A 21,155-nucleotide genomic window follows, 5' to 3' on the forward strand; every position below is an offset into this window, starting at 1 on the left:
TGTCTAATTTATGCTTACTTAGTGTAAGACTGAGCGATGTTGTCGATACGCTCGTTAGCACGCTCAGCTTCTTCTTGAGCAGCCATCGCGTTTTTGTTACCCATTTGTACTTCATTCTTAAGTGCTTGTACGTCTGCACTTAGTTGGCTAACTTGGTTGCTTAGGTCATCCATTTTTGCTGTCGTTGCTTCATCTGGACCAGATGCACAACCTGCTAGTAGTAGAACTGACGATGCTGCAGCTGCAATTAAAACTTTCTTCATTATAAGCTCCTTCAGGATTAGTATTTAAAACAGCCCTGCAACTTGATTGTTAGCAATAAGGCTATTTTTGAGTTTAGTGCCTAATTTTAAGAACGCAAATTATTTAAAAGTCAGAAAAACCAAAAAATTACGCGATTTTGAGGTTAAACTTCCTTTGTCTTAATTATGAGATTAACACTGGCGAGATTAATGTGATCTAAGTCACGTTGAGTTCATGTTGCCGTGATAAGTCTCTGTATAGACTGATTTTATTTCATTTTGATGAAAAAACAATCGAATTGTGTTCGGAGTTATCCTACATAGGCGGTATATACGCTAGTTAGATACTATATTTATCGGCTGGTGGCATGAGGAATTATCGGGTATCATGCGCGCTCATTTTTAGCCTGCAACCGTCTGAGGAGAACTTGCATTGCAATTTAAAGAACTTGGCCTAGATAACCGACTATTGAAGAACTTAAGTCACTACGACTTTAAAAAAGCGACCGATATCCAGAAGCAGGCTATTCCAGTAGCCATCGCTGGTAAGGACTTGCTGGCGTCTTCAAAAACGGGTTCGGGCAAGACTTTGGCATTTGTATTGCCGATGCTGCATAAATCTCTTAAGAACAAAGCATTCTCTGCAAAAGATCCACGTGGTGTGATTTTGGCACCAACACGTGAATTGGCAAAGCAGGTATATGGTGAGCTGAAATCTATGTTGGGTGGCTTGTCTTACGAGGCAACACTTATCTTAGGTGGTGAGAACTTCAACGACCAAGTAAAAGCACTGCGCCGTTTTCCAAAGTTCATTGTAGCGACGCCAGGACGCCTAGCTGACCACTTAGAGCACCGTTCATTGTTCTTAGACGGCCTAGAAACCTTGGTTCTTGATGAAGCTGACCGTATGTTGGATCTAGGTTTTGCTCCAGAGCTGCGTCGCATCCACAACGCTGCGAAACACCGCCGCCGTCAAACATTGATGTTTTCTGCGACGCTTGATCACGCCGAAGTGAACGATATCGCAGCAGAAATGCTGGATGCGCCAAAGCGTATCTCTATTGGTGTTTCAAACGAAGAACATAAAGACATCACTCAGAAGTTCTACCTATGTGATCATCTAGATCATAAAGAAGCTATACTAGAGCGTATTCTAGAAGAAGCTGAGTACAAGCAGGTAATCATCTTTACCGCTACTCGTGTTGATACCGATCGTTTGACTAAATGGCTAAATGAAAAACAGCTTAAGGCTATCGCGCTTAGCGGTAATCTAAACCAAACTCAACGAAACACCATCATGAGTCAGTTCGAGCGTCACGTGTTTAAGATCCTAGTGACTACTGATGTTGCCTCTCGTGGTCTGGACATCGCTACTGTCACGCACGTAATTAACTTTGATATGCCAAAACATACCGAGGAATACGTTCACCGTGTTGGTCGTACTGGTCGTGCTGGCAACAAAGGTGATGCGATTTCATTAGTTGGTCCTAAAGACTGGGATAGCTTTAAACGCGTTGAGGCGTTCCTTCAGCAAGACATTAGCTTCTCAGTACTAGAAGGTCTTAAAGGCAAATTCAAAGGATTCCGTCCTAAGAAGCCGGCTTTCAAGAAGAAAGCACAAGCAGCTAAAGGCAAAGCTCAGCAGAAGAAAGCGACGCCTAAGAAGCCTGCCAAGCGCGACAAAACGTTTTTCAACAATGTTGCTGTGGGGGATTCGGTCTTCATTCCGAAGAAAAAACCTAAGCCAACAGACAGTGAATAACTAAAAAGGGCCTCATCGAGGCCCTTTTTGCATCTTAAAAGAGGCGAAAAACTCAGCAAACGAGTTCGTTTATGACAGTCATAATCGTACGATTTTTCGCTGTCATATTTGAGTTTAGGCTCAAATAAGCCTGGTAAACCTCTGAATTATAGTGATCTTCTCCCATTACCCCTCATTTTTAAAATTCTCATTTGTCATAGACCTTTCAAGGAACTGAAACACAACTGTCATATTTCCCCACTAATCTTGTCAGCGTTCAAACGAAACAAGGCAATCAAGCCATTAAAGGAAATTGTGATGAAAAAGACAGTTATCGGTGCAATCGCTCTACTAGGCGCACTAACAGTGACATCAGCTTCAGCAAAAGAAACTATCTCTGTAGTAGGTTCTAATAGTGCTTCTCCACTGGTTGAGGTTTTTGCAGAAACTTACATGAACAAAGGCGAACCAGTGTTTATCGAAATCCAAGCACCAGGTTCTTCAGCAGGTATTCGTGCAGCGAAGGATGGCAGCGCAGACCTAGGTATCTCTTCTCGTGACCTTAAAGCAGAAGAAAAATCAGCAGACCTTAAAGAGCTAGTTATCGCTCGTGACGGTATCGCAGTTGTAGTTAACCCAAACAACAGCGTAAAAGAGCTAACTGCTGACCAAATCACTCGCATCTACAAAGGCGAAATCTCAAACTGGAGCGAAGTAGGTGGCGAAAACAAACCAATCGTTGCTATCACTCGTGACACAGCTTCTGGTACTCGTGGTGCATTCGAAGACATCATGAAACTGAAAATGGAGATCAGCGGTAAGAAAGTTTCTGCTATCTCTCAACGTGCTCAAGTTGCAAACGGCAACGGTGCACTAAAAGTATCTGTAGCGAACAACCCATACGCTATCGGTTACATCTCTCTAGGTACAGTTGATGACACAGTTCAGCCTCTAACTATCGATGGCGCTGCTGCAACTGTAGACAACGTTAAGAACGGTTCTTACAAAGTAGCTCGTCCTTTCCTTGTTCTTTACAAAGATGGCGCTCCTTCAACAGAAACTCAACAGTTCCTAGACTGGATGGTTGGCGACGAAGCTCAAGCACTATCAGCTGATAAAGGTTACATCACTGTAAACTAAGTCACCCAGTAAATTATTTAAGTTGCTCGGCCCACCTTTTCGGGCTGAGCCTTTTGCGCGTCTATCGAAGTATTTAAAAATAGAAGCAGTATTATGACCATCGCAACAAATAGTGAGAAGCTTATGAACAACGAAGCGACTCAGTCCGAACCTCGCAGCCTTAAGGCACAAAAGCGTGTGGATTGGAGAGAAAGAATCTTCCACGGACTTTTCCTAACCAGTGCAATTATCGGTATCGTTTCTCTTGCCGTTATTGCTTACTTCATCGTTAAAGAAAGTATCCCAGCATTCCAAGAAGTGGGTGTTAGTGGCATCGTACTAGGTCAGCACTGGCTACCACCAGCGCTTTACGGCGTTGCAACCATGATTGTGGCATCGATTGTCTCTACACTTGGTGCTGTCGTCGTTGGTGTTCCAATTGGTGTTCTAACGGCTATCTTTATCGCTGAAATCGCACCAAAGCGTCTAGCAGATATTATCCGTCCTGCGGTTGAACTACTGGCGGGTATCCCATCGGTGGTTTACGGCTTCTTTGGTCTGATTATCATCGTACCGCTTATCCAGCAGGTGTTTAATGTACCAGCGGGTAACACGATTCTTGCGGGTATCATCGTACTTGGCATCATGATTCTTCCAACGGTAATTACCGTGTCAGAGACATCGATTCGCGCAGTACCACGCACCTACAAAGAGGGCTCACTGGCTCTTGGTGCATCAAAGATTTACACCATTTTTAAACTTCTCGTTCCTGCGGCTCGTTCAGGCATCATGACTGGCGTGATTCTGGGCATCGGTCGTGCTCTAGGTGAAACCATGGCAATTATCATGGTAATGGGTAACGCCCCAGCGATGCCTGGCAGCATCCTAGAGTCTGCTCGTACACTGACAGCAAATATCGCAATCGAAATGTCTTACGCAAGTGGCGTGCATGCAAACGCACTTTACGCGACAGGTGTTGTGCTTCTCGTGTTTATCATGATGCTCAACTCGATTCTTCTGTACTTGAACCGTGAGAAAGCGAAGTAATTATTATGGATACAGTAAAACTAAAGAAAGCGCGTGTTCAAAAAGACGCGATTCTCAATGCCTTTGTTTGGGCAGCAGCGGCAATGACCGTAGGCTTCTTGTTCTGGATTATTTGGTACATCCTATCCAATGGTCTTCAGCACGTAGATTGGAACTTTATTACTGACAACTACACGGCAACGGGTAAAGAGAAGGGCATCTTCCCGATGATCGTCTCGACCATCTACATGGTTATTGCATCGATTGCTGTTGCAGCGCCTCTGGGCATCATGACGGCTATCTACCTAACCGAATACGCGAAGGTAGGCAGTAAACTGGTTAAGGTTATCCGTTTCTGTACTGAATCGTTGGCGGGTATTCCGTCAATCATCTTCGGTCTGTTTGGTATGACGTTCTTTGTAGTCATCATGGGCTTTGGCTTCTCGATTCTATCGGGTGCATTGACGCTAAGTATCTTGATTCTACCGGTTATTATCCGTACGACAGAAGAAGCGCTAATGGCGGTACCACAAACTTACCGTGAAGGTTCTTACGGTTTGGGTGCGTCGAAAATCTACACCATTTGGCGTCTTATTCTGCCAAGTGCAACCCCAGGTATTCTTACTTCGGTCATTCTAAGTATTGGTCGTGTTATCGGTGAATCTGCACCGGTATTCTTGACAGCAGGTATGGTGGCACGTGTGCCAGATTCACTGCTAGATTCAGGTCGTACCCTAACGGTTCACCTGTACAAACTCACAACGGAACTGTTTACCATGGATGAGTGGAACCAAGCATACGGTACAGCGACTGTACTGATTGTGGTTGTCCTACTTATCAATATGCTAACGAAGTTTATCGCTAGCCGCTTTAATACAGCAACGTACTAATTGAGAACAATTCGACTGATGGTGAGGCCAGACCATAAAGAGCCAAGCCATCAAATTAAAGACGAATTAACACGACAAAGAATTTAGAGAATAAAGACATGAACAAGTTTAACATTGAAAATCTAGACCTTTTCTACGGCGAAAACCAAGCACTTAAAGCGATCAACCTACCGATCCCTACTCGCCAAGTAACAGCGCTAATTGGCCCTTCAGGCTGTGGTAAGTCAACACTGCTTCGCTGTTTGAACCGCATGAACGACCTTATCGAAGGCGTTAAAATTACCGGTTTGCTAGAAATGGATGGTACGGACATCTACGGCAACATCGACGTTGCAGACCTACGTATCAAAGTAGGTATGGTATTCCAGAAGCCAAACCCATTCCCAATGAGCATCTACGAGAACGTTGCTTACGGTCTTCGTGCACAAGGCATCAAAGACAAGAAGCACATTGATGAAGTGGTAGAGAGCTCGCTTCGCGGCGCAGCGCTTTGGGACGAAGTTAAAGATCGTTTGAAGTCACACGCTTTTGGCCTGTCTGGTGGTCAGCAACAGCGTCTATGTATCGCTCGTACGATTGCAATGCAGCCTGACGTTATCCTAATGGATGAACCAACGTCTGCACTTGACCCAATTGCGACACACAAAATCGAAGAGTTGATGGAAGAGCTTAAGAAAGACTACACCATCGTTATCGTAACGCACTCTATGCAACAGGCTCGTCGTATTTCAGACCGAACTGCATTCTTCCTAATGGGAGAGCTAGTAGAGCATAACGATACTCAGGTTATCTTCTCAAACCCAAGCGATGACCGTACTCAAGGTTATGTAAACGGTGACTTTGGTTAATGTTGGTCTTGCCAGCAAGCGTTTGAACACAATTTCCATTTATCGCACGATTCATTTTGAATCATAGAGTTAGCGAGTGACAGAATTTACTGGCATATCACTATAATTATAAGCGATGGTACTATTGCCCCTCCTAGTGAGGGGCTTTTTTTATCTGTGGGATCGGAAACTATTGGCAGGGCTAACCAGTGGTTAGGCTAGTTCTGAAATAGAAAAACGCAGCTCACCAAGTACTCCAGCATGTCTTGTCGAGATAGTGACTGGTCGGCCTTATAGCCGGTAATTAAGCCATAAACGATGGAATAGTTTTTTTCATTGTGAGCAATATTCTCTTGCGAGAAGTAGTCCGAGATTAAAGAGCTAAGCTGAAAAACATCGCTACGACTCAGCGTATCGGCGTCTTCGCTTTGAGTGAGTTCTTCCTCAGAGACGTGACTGAGTTTAGTTGTTAGCCATTTGACAAGTTGCGAGTCTTCTACGGTACTCTGATATTCAATTTCCACAGCGTTAATCCGAAAATGAGTGAATGCTCTAATGCTAGGAAACTTTTATCATACTTGCTATAGGAGAAAAGTCGCATCTATCTAACTTAGCGATTGAAGTCACATTGATGTCCCGGCAATTACAAAGAAAGTCCTCAAACTATGGGGTAATACTATTTCTACAACACCTATTTTAGGCTTAAGCGTTTCATCAATCGGTGAAGGTTACCAGGGTTCACGTCAAGCTGGCGAGCTGTCGCGCTGAGGTTCCTGTCATTATCCAAATACGCTGACTGTATATACTCGATTTGAAAGTGATCGATCGCTTCTTTCAAACTCCTTGCTTTGATTGAATGTGCTTGAAGTATTGTTTCACCTTCAGTATTTGGTTCTGTTGGTGACGTGGAAGTCTCGTGATCTAGGGTGAGGTGGCGACTACCAATTGCAATATGCGATGAGCGGCTTTGAGCTCTAGCAATGACCGCCGCACGATTAATAGCGTGTTCAAGCTCTCGAACATTACCCGGCCAGGAGTAACCTTTAAGCACAGAGAGTGCGCTGGGCTCTAAGCTGATACTTGAAACTTTGAGTTTGTACTGACAGCGCTCCGCGAAAAAACCAGCAAGTAATACAACGTCATTACCGCGCTCTTTCAGCGTAGGTACGAAGATAGGGAAGACACTCAGGCGGTGATACAAATCTGCTCGAAAACGCCCTGCTTTGACTTCTTCGTGCATGACTCTATTGGTGGCAGCCACGATCCGAACATCAACCTTGATATTGCGATCATCACCGACACGCTGAATATCACCATATTGTAGCGCCCGAAGCAGTTTTGCTTGAAGTGCCATAGAAAGTTCACCAATTTCATCTAAGAAAAGGGTACCACCATTGGCGAGTTCGAACTTACCTTTACGATTGCTGATTGCGCCTGTAAACGAACCTTTTATATGTCCAAAGAGTTCACTTTCCGCGACAGACTCAGGAAGCGCAGCACAGTTTAGGTACACAAAGGGTTTATCTGCTCGTTCGGACTGAGAGAAAATAGAGTGCGCCACCAGCTCTTTACCTGTACCCGTTTCTCCAACAATCAGTACAGATAAGTCGGTGGCAGCAACGGCTTCAATTTGGCTTTTAAGGGAGAGCATTGGGGCAGAGTTGCCGATGATGTCGTTGGGCTCTTTAATAGGGCTTACCGAAGGGCTACTAGAGCTGATTCCACCGGAGCGTTCCAGTTTATCAACCAGAAGGGCGGTATGAAGACTGTTAGCCGCCAAAGCACTTAGTATTCGCAAATCTTTGTCTGATGTTGCATTAAACTGCTCAGGGTTGAATGCGTCAATTGTGATTGCACCTATGAGGTTGTCTTGGAGTAAAAGTGGCAACCCAACGCATGAGTGCACCTCTAGGTTTCCTTCGTGATTAGGGATAAGACCATCGTATGGGTCCACCAAGTCACTATCTGAAGGAAACCGAACAATATCACCAGCGCGTGCGATGGCCTCAAAACGTGGGTGCTTATCAATTGCAAAGCGTCGTCCTAGAACATCGGCACTCAGGCCATCAATGGCTAATGGTACAAACGATTTACCGTCAAACTTAAGCAAAGCTGCAGCATCACTTTTCAACACGCTGCGGATGGTTTCTAGCAAGCGGTCAAACCTATCTTGTTGTGAAATACCGGACGTAATATCAAGCGCTATTTGTAGCCAGGCAGACCGAAACTGTCCCATAGAAAACCTCTAATTATTGTCATAAATACAATTGTTTTGTCTCTATGATAATACGACGCCTTTATCATTTTGATAAGTACTAAAATCAATGTGTGCATGATAGACGATTGAAGTATGGATAACTGTCGTAAATTCAGTTGGTTAAGTTAATTTTAGCGGGAACCTTCATGTTGAGCATAATTTGGCACAGTAGATGCAAAGATAGTAATGAATATCATTTGTATGTCACTGTATCAGAGGAAGCCATGATATGAATCAACTTCATTTAGAGAATGTACTCAATGAGGCCAATGCTGAGCTATTTGCGATCGTCAGTAAAGGCGAGGTACACGAAAGCTTTGCGCCGCGTCAGTTCATTGTGAATATCGTGCGCCGTTTAGTGACGAGTTTCTTTCATAAAGTATTAAAGAGGTCATTGCTATGAGTCATCACCGTATTCCTGCAAACTGGACAATCCAGCGCTCTACCCCTTTCTTTACTAAAGAAAATGTCCCTCAGGCACTGTTATCTCATCACAACACTGCGGAGGGCGTATTTGGGCAGCTGTGCGTAATGGAAGGGACGGTTACCTATTTCGGATTTGCAGATTCGCAGTCAGAAGTGCCTGAAGTTAAAGTCGTGATTGAGGCGGGGCAATTTGCTACAAGCCCTCCACAATACTGGCATCGAATCGAAATGTCGGACGATGCACAATTCAATATCAACTTTTGGTCTGATAAAGAGAAATCAGATCAAGCTATGTTTCATAGTCGCTAGAAGCAATTGTTGTTTGAGGCGTGGTTTGAGGATGGTGATTGGTTTCTGAGAATCAATATTACGACCCATATTTGCAGTTAGGCTCCACAAGTTGGAGCCTTTTTTTGATTCGTATTTTGTCACTATGACAATATATTGTCTTATGGACAATTTTTATTTGTTGTCTATAGGACAAATAAAATGTCATTGATAAATAATATTATATATCAATCAGTGGCTTACAAGATATTTTTAAGTTGGCATGCACAATGCAATAGGAAGGGCAACTCACTAGAATACAAAACACAGGTATAGGTAGTAGTATGACTATTCACGTAAAAAACAACATTCATTGGGTAGGCCAACGTGACTGGGAAGTGCAAGACTTTCACGGCACAGAATACAAAATGACAAAAGGTACAAGCTACAACAGCTACCTCATTCGTGAAGAAAAGACCGTCTTGATTGATACCGTTGATCACAGGTTCAGCCAGCAGTTTCTACAGAACCTAGAGCTGGAGATCGACCTTAGCTCTATCGATTATATTATCGTGAATCACGCAGAAGAGGATCACTCTGGCGCGCTCGCTGCGCTGATGGAGCGTATTCCCGGAACACCAATCTACTGTACAGAGGCTGCGATCGATTCAATCGTTGGTCACCATCACCATCCAGAGTGGAACTTTAAAACTGTGAAAACGGGTGATTCTCTTGATATTGGTAATGGGAAGCAACTTGTTTTTGTAGAAGCGCCAATGCTTCACTGGCCCGATAGTATGATGACCTACTTGACGGGGGATGCCGTCCTATTCAGTAACGACGCATTTGGTCAGCACTATTGCGATGAAAGACTATTCAACGATGAAGTCGATCAAGCTGAATTGTATGAACAATGCTTGCGATACTACTCAAACATATTGACGCCGTTCAGTAATTTAGTCATCGCGAAAATTAAAGAAGTCCTGAGCTTTAACTTGCCAGTCGATATGATCGCAACTTCTCACGGTATTGTGTGGCGTGAGAATCCAGTTCAGATCATCGAGAAATATCTCGAGTGGGCAGATAACTATAAAGAGAATCGCATTACGATCTTTTACGACACTATGTCTAACAACACTCGAATGATGGCCGATGCGATTGCGCAAGGTATTCATGACGTCGATCCGAGTGTGGCCGTGAAGGTGTTTAACGTTTCCCGTCAGGATAAAAACGAAATCCTTGCCAATGTATTCCGATCTAAGGGAGTACTTGTCGGTTCATCAACCATGAATAATGTGATGATGCCTAAAATTGCAGGCATGCTGGAAGAGATCACTGGGCTGAGATTTAAGGATAAGCGAGCGGCTGCATTCGGTAGCTACGGCTGGAATGGTGGAGCCGTAGATCGAATCCACACTAGGCTGACTGACGCGGGTTTCGAGACGACCGCAAGCATGAAGGTAAAATGGCGACCAGACGGCAAAGCAATGCGCGAATGCAAAACGTATGGACAAGAGATCGCTAAAGCGTGGTCTGTTGGACAAACAAACTTGCGTCCACTGGAACAGGCGCCACTTCAATATCAAGAGCCGGTGAGCACTCAGGCCAATGAGCAAGGACCAATAGGCTCAGAAGTGTTACCTGAACCTGTGAACGCTTCTGAGCATGGTGCAAATTGCCAATGCATGATTTGTAGTGTTTGCAATTGGGTTTACGATCCGGAACTTGGCGAACCCAACCAAGGCGTAGATCCAGGTACAGCGTGGGTAGATGTGCCGGATTACTTCTTATGCCCGGAATGTAACCTTGGAAAAGACGTTTTCGTTCCTCACAACCAGTAGGCTCCAGTATGAAACTATTTGATATTGTCATTATTGGCAGTGGCTTTGCTGCATACCAGCTAATAAAATCGGTGCGTCGTCTGGACCAAGACAAAACCATCGCTGTGATTACCCAAGACGAAGGGCATGAATACAATAAACCGGACCTGAGTCATGTTTTTTCAAAGCGGCAAACGGCATCAGATTTGGTGGTAAAAACGGCGAGCGAGTTTGCTTCGGAATTCAACGTTACTCTGTTTGCGCAAAGTAAAGTGGAAGATATCGAAGTCTATGACCGTGTCGTTAAAACGGCTGTGGAGAAGATTCAGTACCATAAGTTGGTATTGGCGACAGGTGCCTCACCGTTTATTCCTCCTTTCACAGGGAATGCCGAAACAGATGTCATTACTCATAATTCTCTGTATGAATACCAGCAGAGACAAACTCGCTGGAATGATGCACAAAGTGTGTTGGTTATTGGTGGCGGGTTAATAGGGGTAGAGTTGGCAATGGATTTAGCTGATTCAGGAAAAGAGGTAACTCTAGTTGAACCTGCAAATCGCTTAATGACTGCACAATTGCCCGAGTTTTTGGAGGCAAAACTACGCAACGCAATGGAGGCTAAGTCAATCAATATCTACACAGGTTTGTGTATGGATGAAGTGTCACACCGATCAACAGAGAAGCTGGTCAAGCTCAGTAATGGCGAAACGTTAAAAGTCGATGAAGTAACCGTATGCGCAGGTCTACGTCCAAATGTTCAATTGGCAACGAAAGCTCAACTGTCTGTGAACAGAGGCATCATTGTTGATGAGTACTTAGCAACCTCTCAGCCAGACATTTATGCATTGGGAGATTGTGCGGAGATCTATGGAATGGTTCGAGCCTACTTACAACCCATTGTTGTTAGCGCTACGGCACTTGCGAAAACGCTAACGTCTTCGCCAACCAAAGTACTACTACCTAACATGCTGACCAAAGTTAAAACGCCAGCTTACCCAATACAGTTATCTGGCGTATTAACTGGCGAGGATGTGACACGCTGGTCTTACGACGTAAGTCGATCGGGCATTGTAGCGAAATCCTATAATGCTGATGACAAGCTGATTGGCTTTGTTGCGACGGAGCAAAGGATCCAAGAGTCATTCCCGCTGCTCAGAGAACTTTGATATGTAGAGCTTTCGATTATTAGGGAAGCGTTCAAAGCATATAATTAAAAAAGAGGTCAACAAATCAGATTCGTTGACCTCTTTTTTACAGTGCTTTCAGGAACATTAAGCTGCTGCTGGTACTCTCAATGGCTTGTCATTTATTGGCAGGTGAATCAAGGCTGCTGCAAATGCGAGTACCACAGTTGACCACCAAATAGGTTCATAAGAGCCGTAGTAATCATAAATACGACCGCCAGCCCAAGCGCCCAAGAAGCTGCCGACTTGATGGGTGAAGAAGACTAAACCGTATAGAGTCGATAGATAGCGCGCACCAAAGATCTGGCGAACAAGACCCGAAGTTAATGGCACTGTGCCCAACCAGCAGAAGCCAATAGCTCCACCAAAAAGAGCGGCAGTATGCTCGGTAACTGGCATGGTCACAAATGCGGCGATCACTACCGTTCTAAATAGATACAACATCGACATCACATGGCGTTTGCTGAACTTGTCACCCATCAAACCCCAGAAATAAGAGCCAAAGATATTAAAGATACCCACATAAGCCAGTGCCAGTGCGGCGCTGCTCGATGGAAGGTTCTTATCCGCTAGATAACTCGGTAAGTGCGTAGCGATAAACATGACATGGAAACCACACACGAAAAAGCCGGCATGGATAAGCCAGTAGCCTTTGTGATTAAACGCTTCTTTTAATGCTTCTTTCAGCGTTAACTCGTTTGCTTCGACTTGAGCAGAGGCTGCTTTTCCTTGGCGTGACGACTTCATGAATAGCGAAAAGGCGATCATCAAGGTACAAAGCACAGCGAAGCCCTGTAGGGCACCCTGCCAGCCCATATCTTCTAGCATTAGCTGCGCACCAGGAATCATCGCGAACATACCAAAAGACCCAGCTGCGGTTGTTAAGCCGAATGCTTTCGCTGCGTGCTCTGCTGGTACTACTTTGGCGACGGCGCCAAGCACAATAACGTAGCTAGTTGCACTGAGACCTAAGCCAACCAATGCGCCCAGTGAGAAGTAAAGAACTGAGGCTTCCGTTGTAATCGACGTCAGATAGAGTCCTACTGCATAGGCGATGGCGCCGAGCAGAATAATGCGTTTTGAGCCCCATTTATCTGCAGCCATGCCAACGAACGGCTGGAATAAACCGAACAGCAAGTTTTGCAGCGCAATCGCAAAACTGAAGAACTCACGTCCCGTTTGAAAGTGATCAGAGATTGGCATCATGAAAATACCAAAAGACTGACGAATACCCAGACTAACGATCAGGATACCAATGCCCAGCCAGACAAGGGCTGGAAAGCGGAAAATACTCATTGTAATGACGCTCTAATGATGGTGGTGTTGATGATGAGAATGATCCATGGGATCCGATGGGTTCTGTTGGTGACACCCACTGTTAATCGCTTGCTGTGCCAGCAAGTCTAATAACTTTGGTGAGTGATGTACCGCCAACAGAGTCACTGCCAGTAGAAGCGACATCCTCATTAGCTGAGCAAAAATGGATTGTGAAAACATAACGCCCAAAAGTGAAATAAAAAGAGCGCGCAGTGTAATGATCAACAGTGTATGACTCAAATGACATTTTGTGAATCCATCTATGCATTTTATGCATGTTTTGGATAGCACCAAATTATGTGGGTACAGTTTGTTTTTTAGAGCGTATATAATCGCCCCGATAGTTAATAAAGGTATAACAATAATGAAGTATGACTGGATCTTATTTGATGCCGACGAGACGTTATTCCACTTCGATTCATTTGGTGGAATGAGACTGATGTTCGAGCGTTTTGGCGTTGATTTTACACGTGAAGACTACGACGCCTATCAGTTGGTCAACAAGCCACTATGGGTCGATTACCAAGACGGCAAAATCACTGCGGATCAACTAAAACAGATTCGTTTTGAAGGGTGGGCAGCTAAGCTCGGTATCACCCCTTTAGAGATGAACTCTGCGTTTTTGGAAGCCATGGCGGATATCTGTACTTTGCTGCCGGGTGCCAAAGAGCTGCTTGATGCCATCTCAGGTCGAGCCAAACTTGGTATTATCACCAATGGTTTCACCGAGCTACAGGCTATTCGTCTTGAGCGTACGGGCTTAACAAATTATTTTGAGCATGTGGTTATCTCAGAGCAGGTCGGCATAGCAAAGCCAGACTTGGGGATCTTCGATCACGCGCACCAACTTATGGGGTTGCCTTGTAAGTCGAAAGTGCTGATGGTGGGGGACAACCCGCATTCAGATGTATTGGGTGGGATTAACTTTGGTGTTGAAACTTGTTGGCTTAACACACAAGGTGCTGCAGCCCCTGAGGGAATTACGCCTAATTATGAAGTTAACTCTCTGACACAGTTGAAAAATGTATTGATCGCTTAAAGTCGAAATGCTCTTATGTTAGTAACAGATTGTTTGATTTTGTAAACTCTGATGTGCACTTTCCCCCATATTAGGTACTTATAAATTGCAGATTCAAACAGTTGTTCTGTATAAATTTGTACTTTCATTTAGTACGATATACTGAAACTTCGGCCTGGCCGAGTAGTAACCGACAGTCCCGAGTTTCAGTACCATGTCCAGCAAGAACCTCCCTACCTTACAGCAATTTATCGATGCACTTGATGACCATATCTGGGTCAAGGATGCAAACGGTGAATATATTGCGGTCAATGAAGCCAGTGAAATCGCTTGGCAGCGCCATCGAAACGATATCTACGGCAAAACCGATGACGATCTGTTTGATGCTGAGAGGGCAAGGCACTTCAAACAAGTTGATGATCAAATCATTTCTCATGGTTCTCAGCATACCGTTGAGGAGTGTGCCGCGCTTGATAAGCGCGGAAATGAAGTTTGGCTAGAAACGGTTAAATCGCCTATTCATAATGAGAGTGGGGATTTCGTGGGCATTATAGGCATGACCCGAAATGCGACTCGTCGTAAGCAGGTAGAAGCTAGACTATCGATCACCAGCGAGATCTTTAATAACTTCCAAGAAGGCATGATGATCACAGATCACAATGCCAGAATCATGGACGTGAATCGCGCTTTTACGGTATTGACTGGGTATCAAGAATCGGAAGTTATTGGTGAGAACCCACGTTTCTTGCAGTCAGGTCACCATAGTCGGACATTCTATACCAGTATGTGGGATCAACTTAAAGAACAAGGACAATGGAAAGGGGAGTTCATTAACCGCAAGAAGGATGGGACAGTGTATCCTCAAATGGCGACGATAAGCGCTATTACTGGTGATCACGGAGACCTACTTCACTATATTTGCGTGTTTGAAGATATCTCTTTACGTAAAACCAATGAAGAAAAGCTCCGCCGTATGGCTTTTTTTGATCCACTGACCAATCTCCCGAATCGAGCTCACCTAACCCGACTATTGGAGCAGCACATCGAGGTGGGTAAACAAGAGCGTCAACCCTTCGCGACACTGTTTCTCGACCTCGATCATTTCAAGCACATCAATGATAGTAAAGGGCACCATTATGGCGACAAGCTGCTGGCCAGTGTCGCGAAGCGCCTCACTTCGCACCAAAAGGCTAACGGAGCTGTGGGGCGAATTGGTGGTGATGAGTTTGTGATGATTTTGACGGGGTACCGCTCTGAGGCGGAGCTTCTCGATATTGTCGATCAGACCTTAAGTGTTTTTAATGCGCCATTTGAAATAGAGCAAGACGACCACATTTGTGTTTCTGGAAGTATTGGTATTGCGCTATATCCTGATGACGGAAGTGACAGCGAAACCTTACTGAAAAACGCCGACACGGCAATGTACCTTGCCAAGAAGAATGGACGCAATGGCTATGCATTCTATTCCCCGGATCTGACGGATAGGTCGGTACAACATGTGCGTATTCAGTCTGCTTTACACGAAGCGGTAGACCGCCAACAGTTATCCCTAGCGTATCAACCTCAATACCGTTTTTCGGATCGCTCGCTAATTGGTGTTGAGGCATTACTGCGTTGGGAGCACCCCGATCTTGGCTGGATACCGCCAAGTGTGTTTATTCCTATTGCTGAGAAAACGGGCCTGATTCAAAGCATCGGTGCCTGGGTGCTGCGTGCGGGTTGTGAGCAAGGCAAGCGATGGCTGGATTCTGGTGTGAATTTTGGAAAAATCGCCGTTAATGCTTCGGCATTACAGTTGCAACGCTCCGACTTCGTGAGTCAACTGGTGGAGATTACACAACAAACTGGCTTTCCGACATCGCAACTAGAAATAGAAATTACCGAAAGCTTCTTATTAAGAAACCAGCAACACGCATTCGCAACCCTAGGTCAATTGCGAGAGCTAGGGATAGATATCTCGCTCGATGATTTCGGGACGGGTTATTCATCACTTTCCTACTTAAAAGGACTACCGATCAACAAACTCAAAATCGATCGCTCTTTCATCAATGATGTCCCTAGCCAGGCTGACAGCAATGCGATCGTTCAAGCGATTATTGCGATGGCGCAAGCGTTAGATTTAGTTGTGGTTGCGGAAGGGGTTGAAGATCAACAGCAGGTTGAATTTTTGACGGAACATGGTTGCCAGTTTGGGCAGGGGTATGTGTTCTCCAAACCAATAGATCCGTTGGATTTTGCGAGACTAATTTCTAATAATAAATAATTCTTATTTCTCTCCATTTCTCAAATAGCTAGCTCAATATTTGTACTCTTTTACGTGCGGGTGCGTAAGTACTCTGTGTGCCTCCTGACTTACTGAAGGCGAGCTATTACGCTCGCAAGCGTCAGACCAATATAGGCTGACGCTTTGACTGATCGGGTCACCACTACCTATGCTTTGACAACTATGCAGTCATAATCCTGACCAAACAAGGACGCGTATTATGATCAACCCCGTCACACTCCTGTCTCTTCCACTAGCGTTGGGTTCGCTGGTGGTATCACCATTGGTCGCTGCAGATGAGCGATTTAAGTTAGGTGAACAGAAATCCAAAACCTGCATGACCTGCCACGGTGACAATGGCATATCCAGCATAGAGTCATACCCGAATCTTCGCGGGCAAAAGATGGCTTACCTCATTACATCGTTAAAGGCTTATCAAACCAGAGAGCGCAGCGGAGGCTTGGCGGTATTAATGCAACAGCAAGCTGACGCGCTCAGCGATCAAGACATCAGCGATATCGCTTATTACTACTCAAAACTTGGCACAGAAGCCGATAAGCAGTGAAGGAGCCATTATGGACATCACGGCGACTCAATACGATACAAAAGTAGTTCGTTATTTCATTCTGGCCTCGTTCATCTGGGCTATTGCCGGTATGGTTATTGGCGTCATTCTGGCGGCGCAGTTGTATTGGCCAGTCTTGAACTTCGACTCTCAGTATTTTCAGTTTGGGCGGCTTAGACCGTTGCACACCTCTGGTGTTATTTACGGCTTTGTCGTCAATATATTGATGGGGACATCGCTTTATATCGTTCAGCGAACCTGTCAGTGCGTCCTGTTCAATAAAAGCTTATCTTGGATGGTGTTTTGGGGTTGGCAACTCGTTCTGCTTCTTGCACTGATATCCTTGCCTCTAGGCTACACCACGTCCAAAGAGTACGCGGAGTTGGAATGGCCGATTGATCTCTTAATCGTGCTGGTTTGGGTGCTGTACGGTGTTTTGTTTTTCGGTACGATCGCTAAACGCAAGGTCCAGCATATCTTCGTCGCCAACTGGTTCTTCGCAGCGTTCATAATCGTCATCGCGATGATCTTTATCGTGAACAACCTTGCGATGCCAGCGTCATTGATGAAGTCCTATTCTGTGTTCGCGGGGGCGCAAGATGCCATTGTTCAATGGTGGTGGGGCCACAATGCAGTAGGCTTTCTCCTCACTGCGGGCGTCATTGGGATGAATTACTACTTCATTCCAAAGGTCGCAGATAGACCCATCTACTCATATAGACTGTCCATCATTCACTTCTGGGGTTTGGTCGGCTTCTACACTTGGGCGGGCACGCATCATCTCATCTATTCTTCTGTACCGGTCTGGGTACAAAATATAGGTATCGTGATGTCGCTGATCCTCTGGCTTCCCTCATGGGCAGGGGCGTTCAACAGTGCGATGACCTTGCTACAAAATAAGCAGAAGCTCAAAACAGATTACATCATGCTGTTTTTCTTCTCCGCGATTCTCTATTACTGCCTAGCAACCTTTGAAGGGCCACTTCTTGCCATCCGTTGGTTCAACATGATTGCTCATAACAGTGAGTGGGTGATTGGGCATGTTCACTCCGGTGCCCTAGGTTGGGTAGGCATGTCGGGGATAGCGGTTTTTTACTACTTCATACCACGTTTGTGGGGCAAGACAGAGCTATGGTCACCGCGACTCATTAAGTGGCATTTTTGGTTAGCGCACGCCGGCGTTGCCTTGTACGCCATCGCGCTCTGGGTTGCGGGTATTGGTGAAGGCGTTATGTGGCTAGCGCAAGGTGAGAATGGTGGGTTGCAATATAGCTTCGTTGAAGCGATGAACTTTAAAGCACCTTGGCTATTCCTGCGCTTCTTTGGCGGGTCGTTATTCGTGCTTGGCTTGTTCTTGATGGCGCTAAATCTTTACAAAACAGTGCGAGCACCTGCCGCTCTTGTAACTAAGGAGGCGTGATATGAATGCGGATTTTACTAAATCACTCGTTATATTGATTGTATCGACAGCGGTCGTTGCCTCTTTCTCTATTTTGGTTTGGGTGTTACCCAACTTGCTGAGAACGCCTGAGTTAGTCGCTGAGAGCCAAGCTAAACCACTGACCGCAATCGAAGTGGCAGGGCGAGATATTTACATCAGTGAAGGGTGCCATGTGTGCCACACTCAGATGGTGCGCCCTTTGGAGCCGGAGACCAAGCGCAACGGCAGAGCAAACCAGGAGTCTGACGACATCTATGAATTTCCAAACCTGTGGGGCTCAAAACGAACTGGTCCTGATCTTACGAACTTAGGTCGCAAATATTCTGACCAATGGCACGAAATTCACCTTATCGACCCACGTAGAGTTATCCCAACCTCGATAATGCCAGCGTACCCGTGGCTGTTTCAGCAAGTGCTTTCAGGCGATGACATTACTGGCAAAATGGAAACGCTCCGTGCATTAGGTGTGCCTTACACCGAAGATGAAATCGCGAATGCCCGACTGCAAGTAAGAGGCAAGACCAAAGGCGAGGCATTGATCCGTTATCTTCAAAGTCTTGGTGTTGATACCGCAGAGGAGGGACTGTAATGAGTAGCTTCTGGAGCTGGTGGGCAGCTATCTGCACCATTATTTTCTTTATTCTGATGGTCGGCGTCATTGTTAAGTATTGGCGCAGCAATCATTTGGCAGACAAAGATAAGGTGTTAGACACTTTTGATGGTATCGATGAGAACGACGCACCGCCACCTAAGATTTTGTTTGTCTCTTATTTTGCTGCGTTTGCGATATCGTTTGGTTATCTCATTCTCTACCCGGGGATTGGCAGTTGGTCTGGTCTGATGAATTATGATCAATCGGAAGATAAACTCAGTCGTCCATCGACTTCACTTGATGAGCAATTTGAAAGTGTACAAGACACCTCGCTAGTATCGCTTGCTAGCAACAACGAGATTGTGTCGTCTGGACGTATGTTGTTTCAAACTCACTGTGCCGCTTGCCATAGAGACAATGCTCAGGGTGCTAAGCATTTCCCAAACCTTATTGATAATGAATGGATGTACGGTGGATCAGATGAGGCGATTATTCACTCCATTGAGCTAGGACGAAACGGTGCGATGCCAGGCTGGATAGATGTACTTCGTTCTGACGAAATATCAAAGATCTCTTATTACTTAGCGTCTTTGAATCAACGCCATACTGATGTCCCTGAGGTGAAAGTCGAGTTGGGTAAAGAGCTGTTCATAAAAACCTGCTCATCTTGCCACGGTGACGGAAGGTTAGTTAACACCGAAACAGGCGTCCCGGATCTCTCCGACAATATCTGGCTCCACGGAGGCAGCATTGAGGAGATCCAGCATACGATCAGAGCAGGATTAAACAACGTGATGCCGGCCTTTGGGGGCCAGCTTTCGCAAAACGAAATTTTAGCGCTCGGCGCTTACATCACCTACGCACGGCTTCAAAGTGACCAACGACTTGCCTCTCTAGATGCAGAAGCGGTGACGAGAGGGGAGTATCTCGCCCATGCTGGTGACTGCGTAGCCTGTCACAGCGCAGAGGGAGGAGAGCCATTCGCTGGAGGCCTACCTTTTGTCACACCATTTGGCACCATCTACTCGACCAACATTACCCCGCATGTGACTGAAGGGATAGGCAGTTACGATTATGAGGATTTTCGCGCAGCGTTGGTTGATGGGAAGGGCAAACATGGATACCTATATCCCGCAATGCCGTTTACCTCATATCAATACGTAACAGAGCAAGACATGCGGGATATGTGGGAGTACATGCAATCTATCGCAGCAGTTGCTCGCCGCAATGACACCAATGAAATGATGTTCCCCGCGAACATACGATTGGGTTTGCTCGCTTGGGATATTGTGTTTGCTGACAGAACACCAATGAACTACGACCTGCCGACAGAACTGCAAGGCAAGGTGGAGGATGTTGATAAGTGGCAAAGGGGCAAATATTGGGTCGCAGGGCTTGGGCATTGTTCAGAATGTCACACGCCGCGCAACATTGCGCAGGCGCTAGATAATGATCGCATCTTTCAGGGTAATCTCATCGACGGATGGAATGCGCCCGACATTACAGCAGAGGAACTCTATGTTGATGGCTGGGATCTCAAGTCATTAACTGACTTCCTCCATACCGGACATTCAGATAAAGGAACGGCTTTTGCGGGCATGGCGGATGTCATTAAAAATAGCCTTAGTTTGATGACCCGAGAAGACATTGAGTCTATGTCGTATTATTTGTTGGCTGGCGATACCAACAACATGATTAGCGACACGGCTGTTGTCTTGCAGCCAAAAGGGTTTGATGACGCTGCGTATGCAGAGGAAATATACGCTACGTACAACCAAACCTGTGGTGCTTGCCACGGTGCGGATGGCAAAGGGCGAGACCCGATTGCTCCGACATTGCTAAACAACGGGATAATCATGCACAGTGATCCGTTCAATACAATAGCGGTGACAATTAGAGGGCTTCAGCCAACCTATCTCGATAAGGATCGTAACTTCATGCCAATGGCGAGCTTCGAAGATGTGCTCTCAGATAAAAAGCTGGCAGATCTCATTACCTTCGTGCGACTGCACTTAGGGGCAAGAGAAGAGTCGGTCACTGAGAGCGATGTAAGAGAGGTTCGAGAAATGCTAGAAAAAGCGGGTTATTCGGGAGGCTTGCACGTCACTCCGGAGATGTATGACCAGAGAGATACACGCATCAATGTGAATTGATAGT

General features: G+C 45.6%; 20 protein-coding genes. 15 read left to right on the plus strand and 5 right to left on the minus strand.

Annotated features, from left to right (window positions below):
* Window positions 1-14 precede the first annotated feature (14 nt).
* Window positions 15-263 carry an Lpp/OprI family alanine-zipper lipoprotein gene (locus J4N45_RS20475; protein WP_042470870.1) on the minus strand — a complete coding sequence of 83 codons (249 nt, stop codon included), beginning with the start codon at window positions 261-263 and terminating at the stop codon, window positions 15-17.
* A 412-nt stretch (window positions 264-675) separates the two neighbouring features.
* Here J4N45_RS20475 and J4N45_RS20480 point away from each other — a divergent pair, with 412 nt between their 5' ends.
* From J4N45_RS20480 to pstB, 5 genes are all read left to right on the plus strand, one after another.
* Window positions 676-2,004: a DEAD/DEAH box helicase gene (locus J4N45_RS20480; RefSeq protein ID WP_252016529.1), complete on the plus strand. Its 1,329-nt coding sequence runs from the start codon at window positions 676-678 to the stop codon at window positions 2,002-2,004.
* Window positions 2,005-2,301: 297 nt separating this feature from the next.
* Window positions 2,302-3,123, plus strand: a complete 822-nt coding sequence (locus tag J4N45_RS20485; protein ID WP_252016532.1) for a phosphate ABC transporter substrate-binding protein — start codon at window positions 2,302-2,304, stop codon at window positions 3,121-3,123.
* A 93-nt stretch (window positions 3,124-3,216) separates the two neighbouring features.
* Window positions 3,217-4,149, plus strand: a complete 933-nt coding sequence (pstC, locus tag J4N45_RS20490) for a phosphate ABC transporter permease subunit PstC (protein WP_042470876.1) — start codon at window positions 3,217-3,219, stop codon at window positions 4,147-4,149.
* A 5-nt stretch (window positions 4,150-4,154) separates the two neighbouring features.
* On the plus strand, window positions 4,155-5,018 hold the full coding sequence (gene pstA, locus J4N45_RS20495) for a phosphate ABC transporter permease PstA (protein WP_042470879.1): 864 nt from the start codon (window positions 4,155-4,157) through the stop codon (window positions 5,016-5,018).
* Window positions 5,019-5,116: 98 nt separating this feature from the next.
* Window positions 5,117-5,866, plus strand: a complete 750-nt coding sequence (pstB, locus tag J4N45_RS20500; protein WP_128649019.1) for a phosphate ABC transporter ATP-binding protein PstB — start codon at window positions 5,117-5,119, stop codon at window positions 5,864-5,866.
* Between the two features lie 197 nt (window positions 5,867-6,063).
* On the opposite strand, the gene J4N45_RS20505 is transcribed toward pstB, so the two are convergent.
* Complete coding sequence (locus J4N45_RS20505; RefSeq protein ID WP_252016534.1) at window positions 6,064-6,369, minus strand: hypothetical protein; 306 nt, start codon at window positions 6,367-6,369, stop codon at window positions 6,064-6,066.
* Between the two features lie 167 nt (window positions 6,370-6,536).
* Complete coding sequence (gene norR, locus J4N45_RS20510) at window positions 6,537-8,081, minus strand: nitric oxide reductase transcriptional regulator NorR (protein WP_252016537.1); 1,545 nt, start codon at window positions 8,079-8,081, stop codon at window positions 6,537-6,539.
* A 250-nt stretch (window positions 8,082-8,331) separates the two neighbouring features.
* Between norR and J4N45_RS20515 the strand changes: the two genes are divergently transcribed.
* The 4 genes from J4N45_RS20515 to norW all read left to right on the plus strand — a co-directional run bounded on the left by J4N45_RS20515 (window position 8,332) and on the right by norW (window position 11,784).
* Window positions 8,332-8,505 (plus strand): hypothetical protein, encoded by a 174-nt coding sequence (locus tag J4N45_RS20515; protein ID WP_252016539.1) that lies wholly within the window; start codon window positions 8,332-8,334, stop codon window positions 8,503-8,505.
* Window positions 8,502-8,837, plus strand: a complete 336-nt coding sequence (locus J4N45_RS20520) for a TehB family protein (protein ID WP_252016541.1) — start codon at window positions 8,502-8,504, stop codon at window positions 8,835-8,837. Before J4N45_RS20515 ends, J4N45_RS20520 begins: the two co-directional genes overlap by 4 nt.
* 302 nt (window positions 8,838-9,139) lie before the next feature.
* Window positions 9,140-10,636 (plus strand): anaerobic nitric oxide reductase flavorubredoxin, encoded by a 1,497-nt coding sequence (norV, locus tag J4N45_RS20525; protein ID WP_252016543.1) that lies wholly within the window; start codon window positions 9,140-9,142, stop codon window positions 10,634-10,636.
* Between the two features lie 8 nt (window positions 10,637-10,644).
* Window positions 10,645-11,784 (plus strand): NADH:flavorubredoxin reductase NorW, encoded by a 1,140-nt coding sequence (norW, locus tag J4N45_RS20530; protein ID WP_252016547.1) that lies wholly within the window; start codon window positions 10,645-10,647, stop codon window positions 11,782-11,784.
* Between the two features lie 105 nt (window positions 11,785-11,889).
* Here the strand turns inward: norW and J4N45_RS20535 are convergent, their stop codons facing one another.
* Together J4N45_RS20535 and J4N45_RS20540 are read right to left on the minus strand one after the other, a co-directional pair.
* Window positions 11,890-13,098 (minus strand): MFS transporter, encoded by a 1,209-nt coding sequence (locus J4N45_RS20535; protein ID WP_252016550.1) that lies wholly within the window; start codon window positions 13,096-13,098, stop codon window positions 11,890-11,892.
* 12 nt (window positions 13,099-13,110) lie between these two features.
* A complete protein-coding gene (locus J4N45_RS20540) occupies window positions 13,111-13,299 on the minus strand; it encodes a hypothetical protein (protein ID WP_128649017.1) in 189 nt (62 codons plus the stop codon).
* A gap of 184 nt (window positions 13,300-13,483) precedes the next feature.
* Here J4N45_RS20540 and yjjG point away from each other — a divergent pair, with 184 nt between their 5' ends.
* The 6 genes from yjjG (at window position 13,484) to J4N45_RS20570 (ending at window position 21,151) form a co-directional block, all read left to right on the plus strand.
* Window positions 13,484-14,158 carry a pyrimidine 5'-nucleotidase gene (yjjG, locus tag J4N45_RS20545; protein WP_252016553.1) on the plus strand — a complete coding sequence of 225 codons (675 nt, stop codon included), beginning with the start codon at window positions 13,484-13,486 and terminating at the stop codon, window positions 14,156-14,158.
* Window positions 14,159-14,351: 193 nt separating this feature from the next.
* The gene (locus J4N45_RS20550; protein ID WP_252016556.1) at window positions 14,352-16,400 is read left to right on the plus strand and encodes a putative bifunctional diguanylate cyclase/phosphodiesterase; all 2,049 of its coding nucleotides are present in this window, start codon (window positions 14,352-14,354) and stop codon (window positions 16,398-16,400) included.
* Window positions 16,401-16,620: 220 nt separating this feature from the next.
* Window positions 16,621-16,965 carry a c-type cytochrome gene (locus J4N45_RS20555; RefSeq protein WP_252016558.1) on the plus strand — a complete coding sequence of 115 codons (345 nt, stop codon included), beginning with the start codon at window positions 16,621-16,623 and terminating at the stop codon, window positions 16,963-16,965.
* A gap of 10 nt (window positions 16,966-16,975) precedes the next feature.
* Complete coding sequence (ccoN, locus tag J4N45_RS20560) at window positions 16,976-18,385, plus strand: cytochrome-c oxidase, cbb3-type subunit I (RefSeq protein WP_252016561.1); 1,410 nt, start codon at window positions 16,976-16,978, stop codon at window positions 18,383-18,385.
* A 1-nt stretch (window position 18,386) separates the two neighbouring features.
* Window positions 18,387-18,995 (plus strand): cbb3-type cytochrome c oxidase subunit II, encoded by a 609-nt coding sequence (locus tag J4N45_RS20565; RefSeq protein ID WP_042470888.1) that lies wholly within the window; start codon window positions 18,387-18,389, stop codon window positions 18,993-18,995.
* On the plus strand, window positions 18,995-21,151 hold the full coding sequence (locus tag J4N45_RS20570; protein WP_252016564.1) for a c-type cytochrome: 2,157 nt from the start codon (window positions 18,995-18,997) through the stop codon (window positions 21,149-21,151). The genes J4N45_RS20565 and J4N45_RS20570 overlap by 1 nt, the downstream gene beginning before the upstream one ends.
* Window positions 21,152-21,155: the final 4 nt, after the last annotated feature.

The organism is Vibrio sp. SCSIO 43140 (assembly GCF_023716585.1).
Classification (GTDB): Bacteria; Pseudomonadota; Gammaproteobacteria; order Enterobacterales; family Vibrionaceae; genus Vibrio; species Vibrio maritimus_B.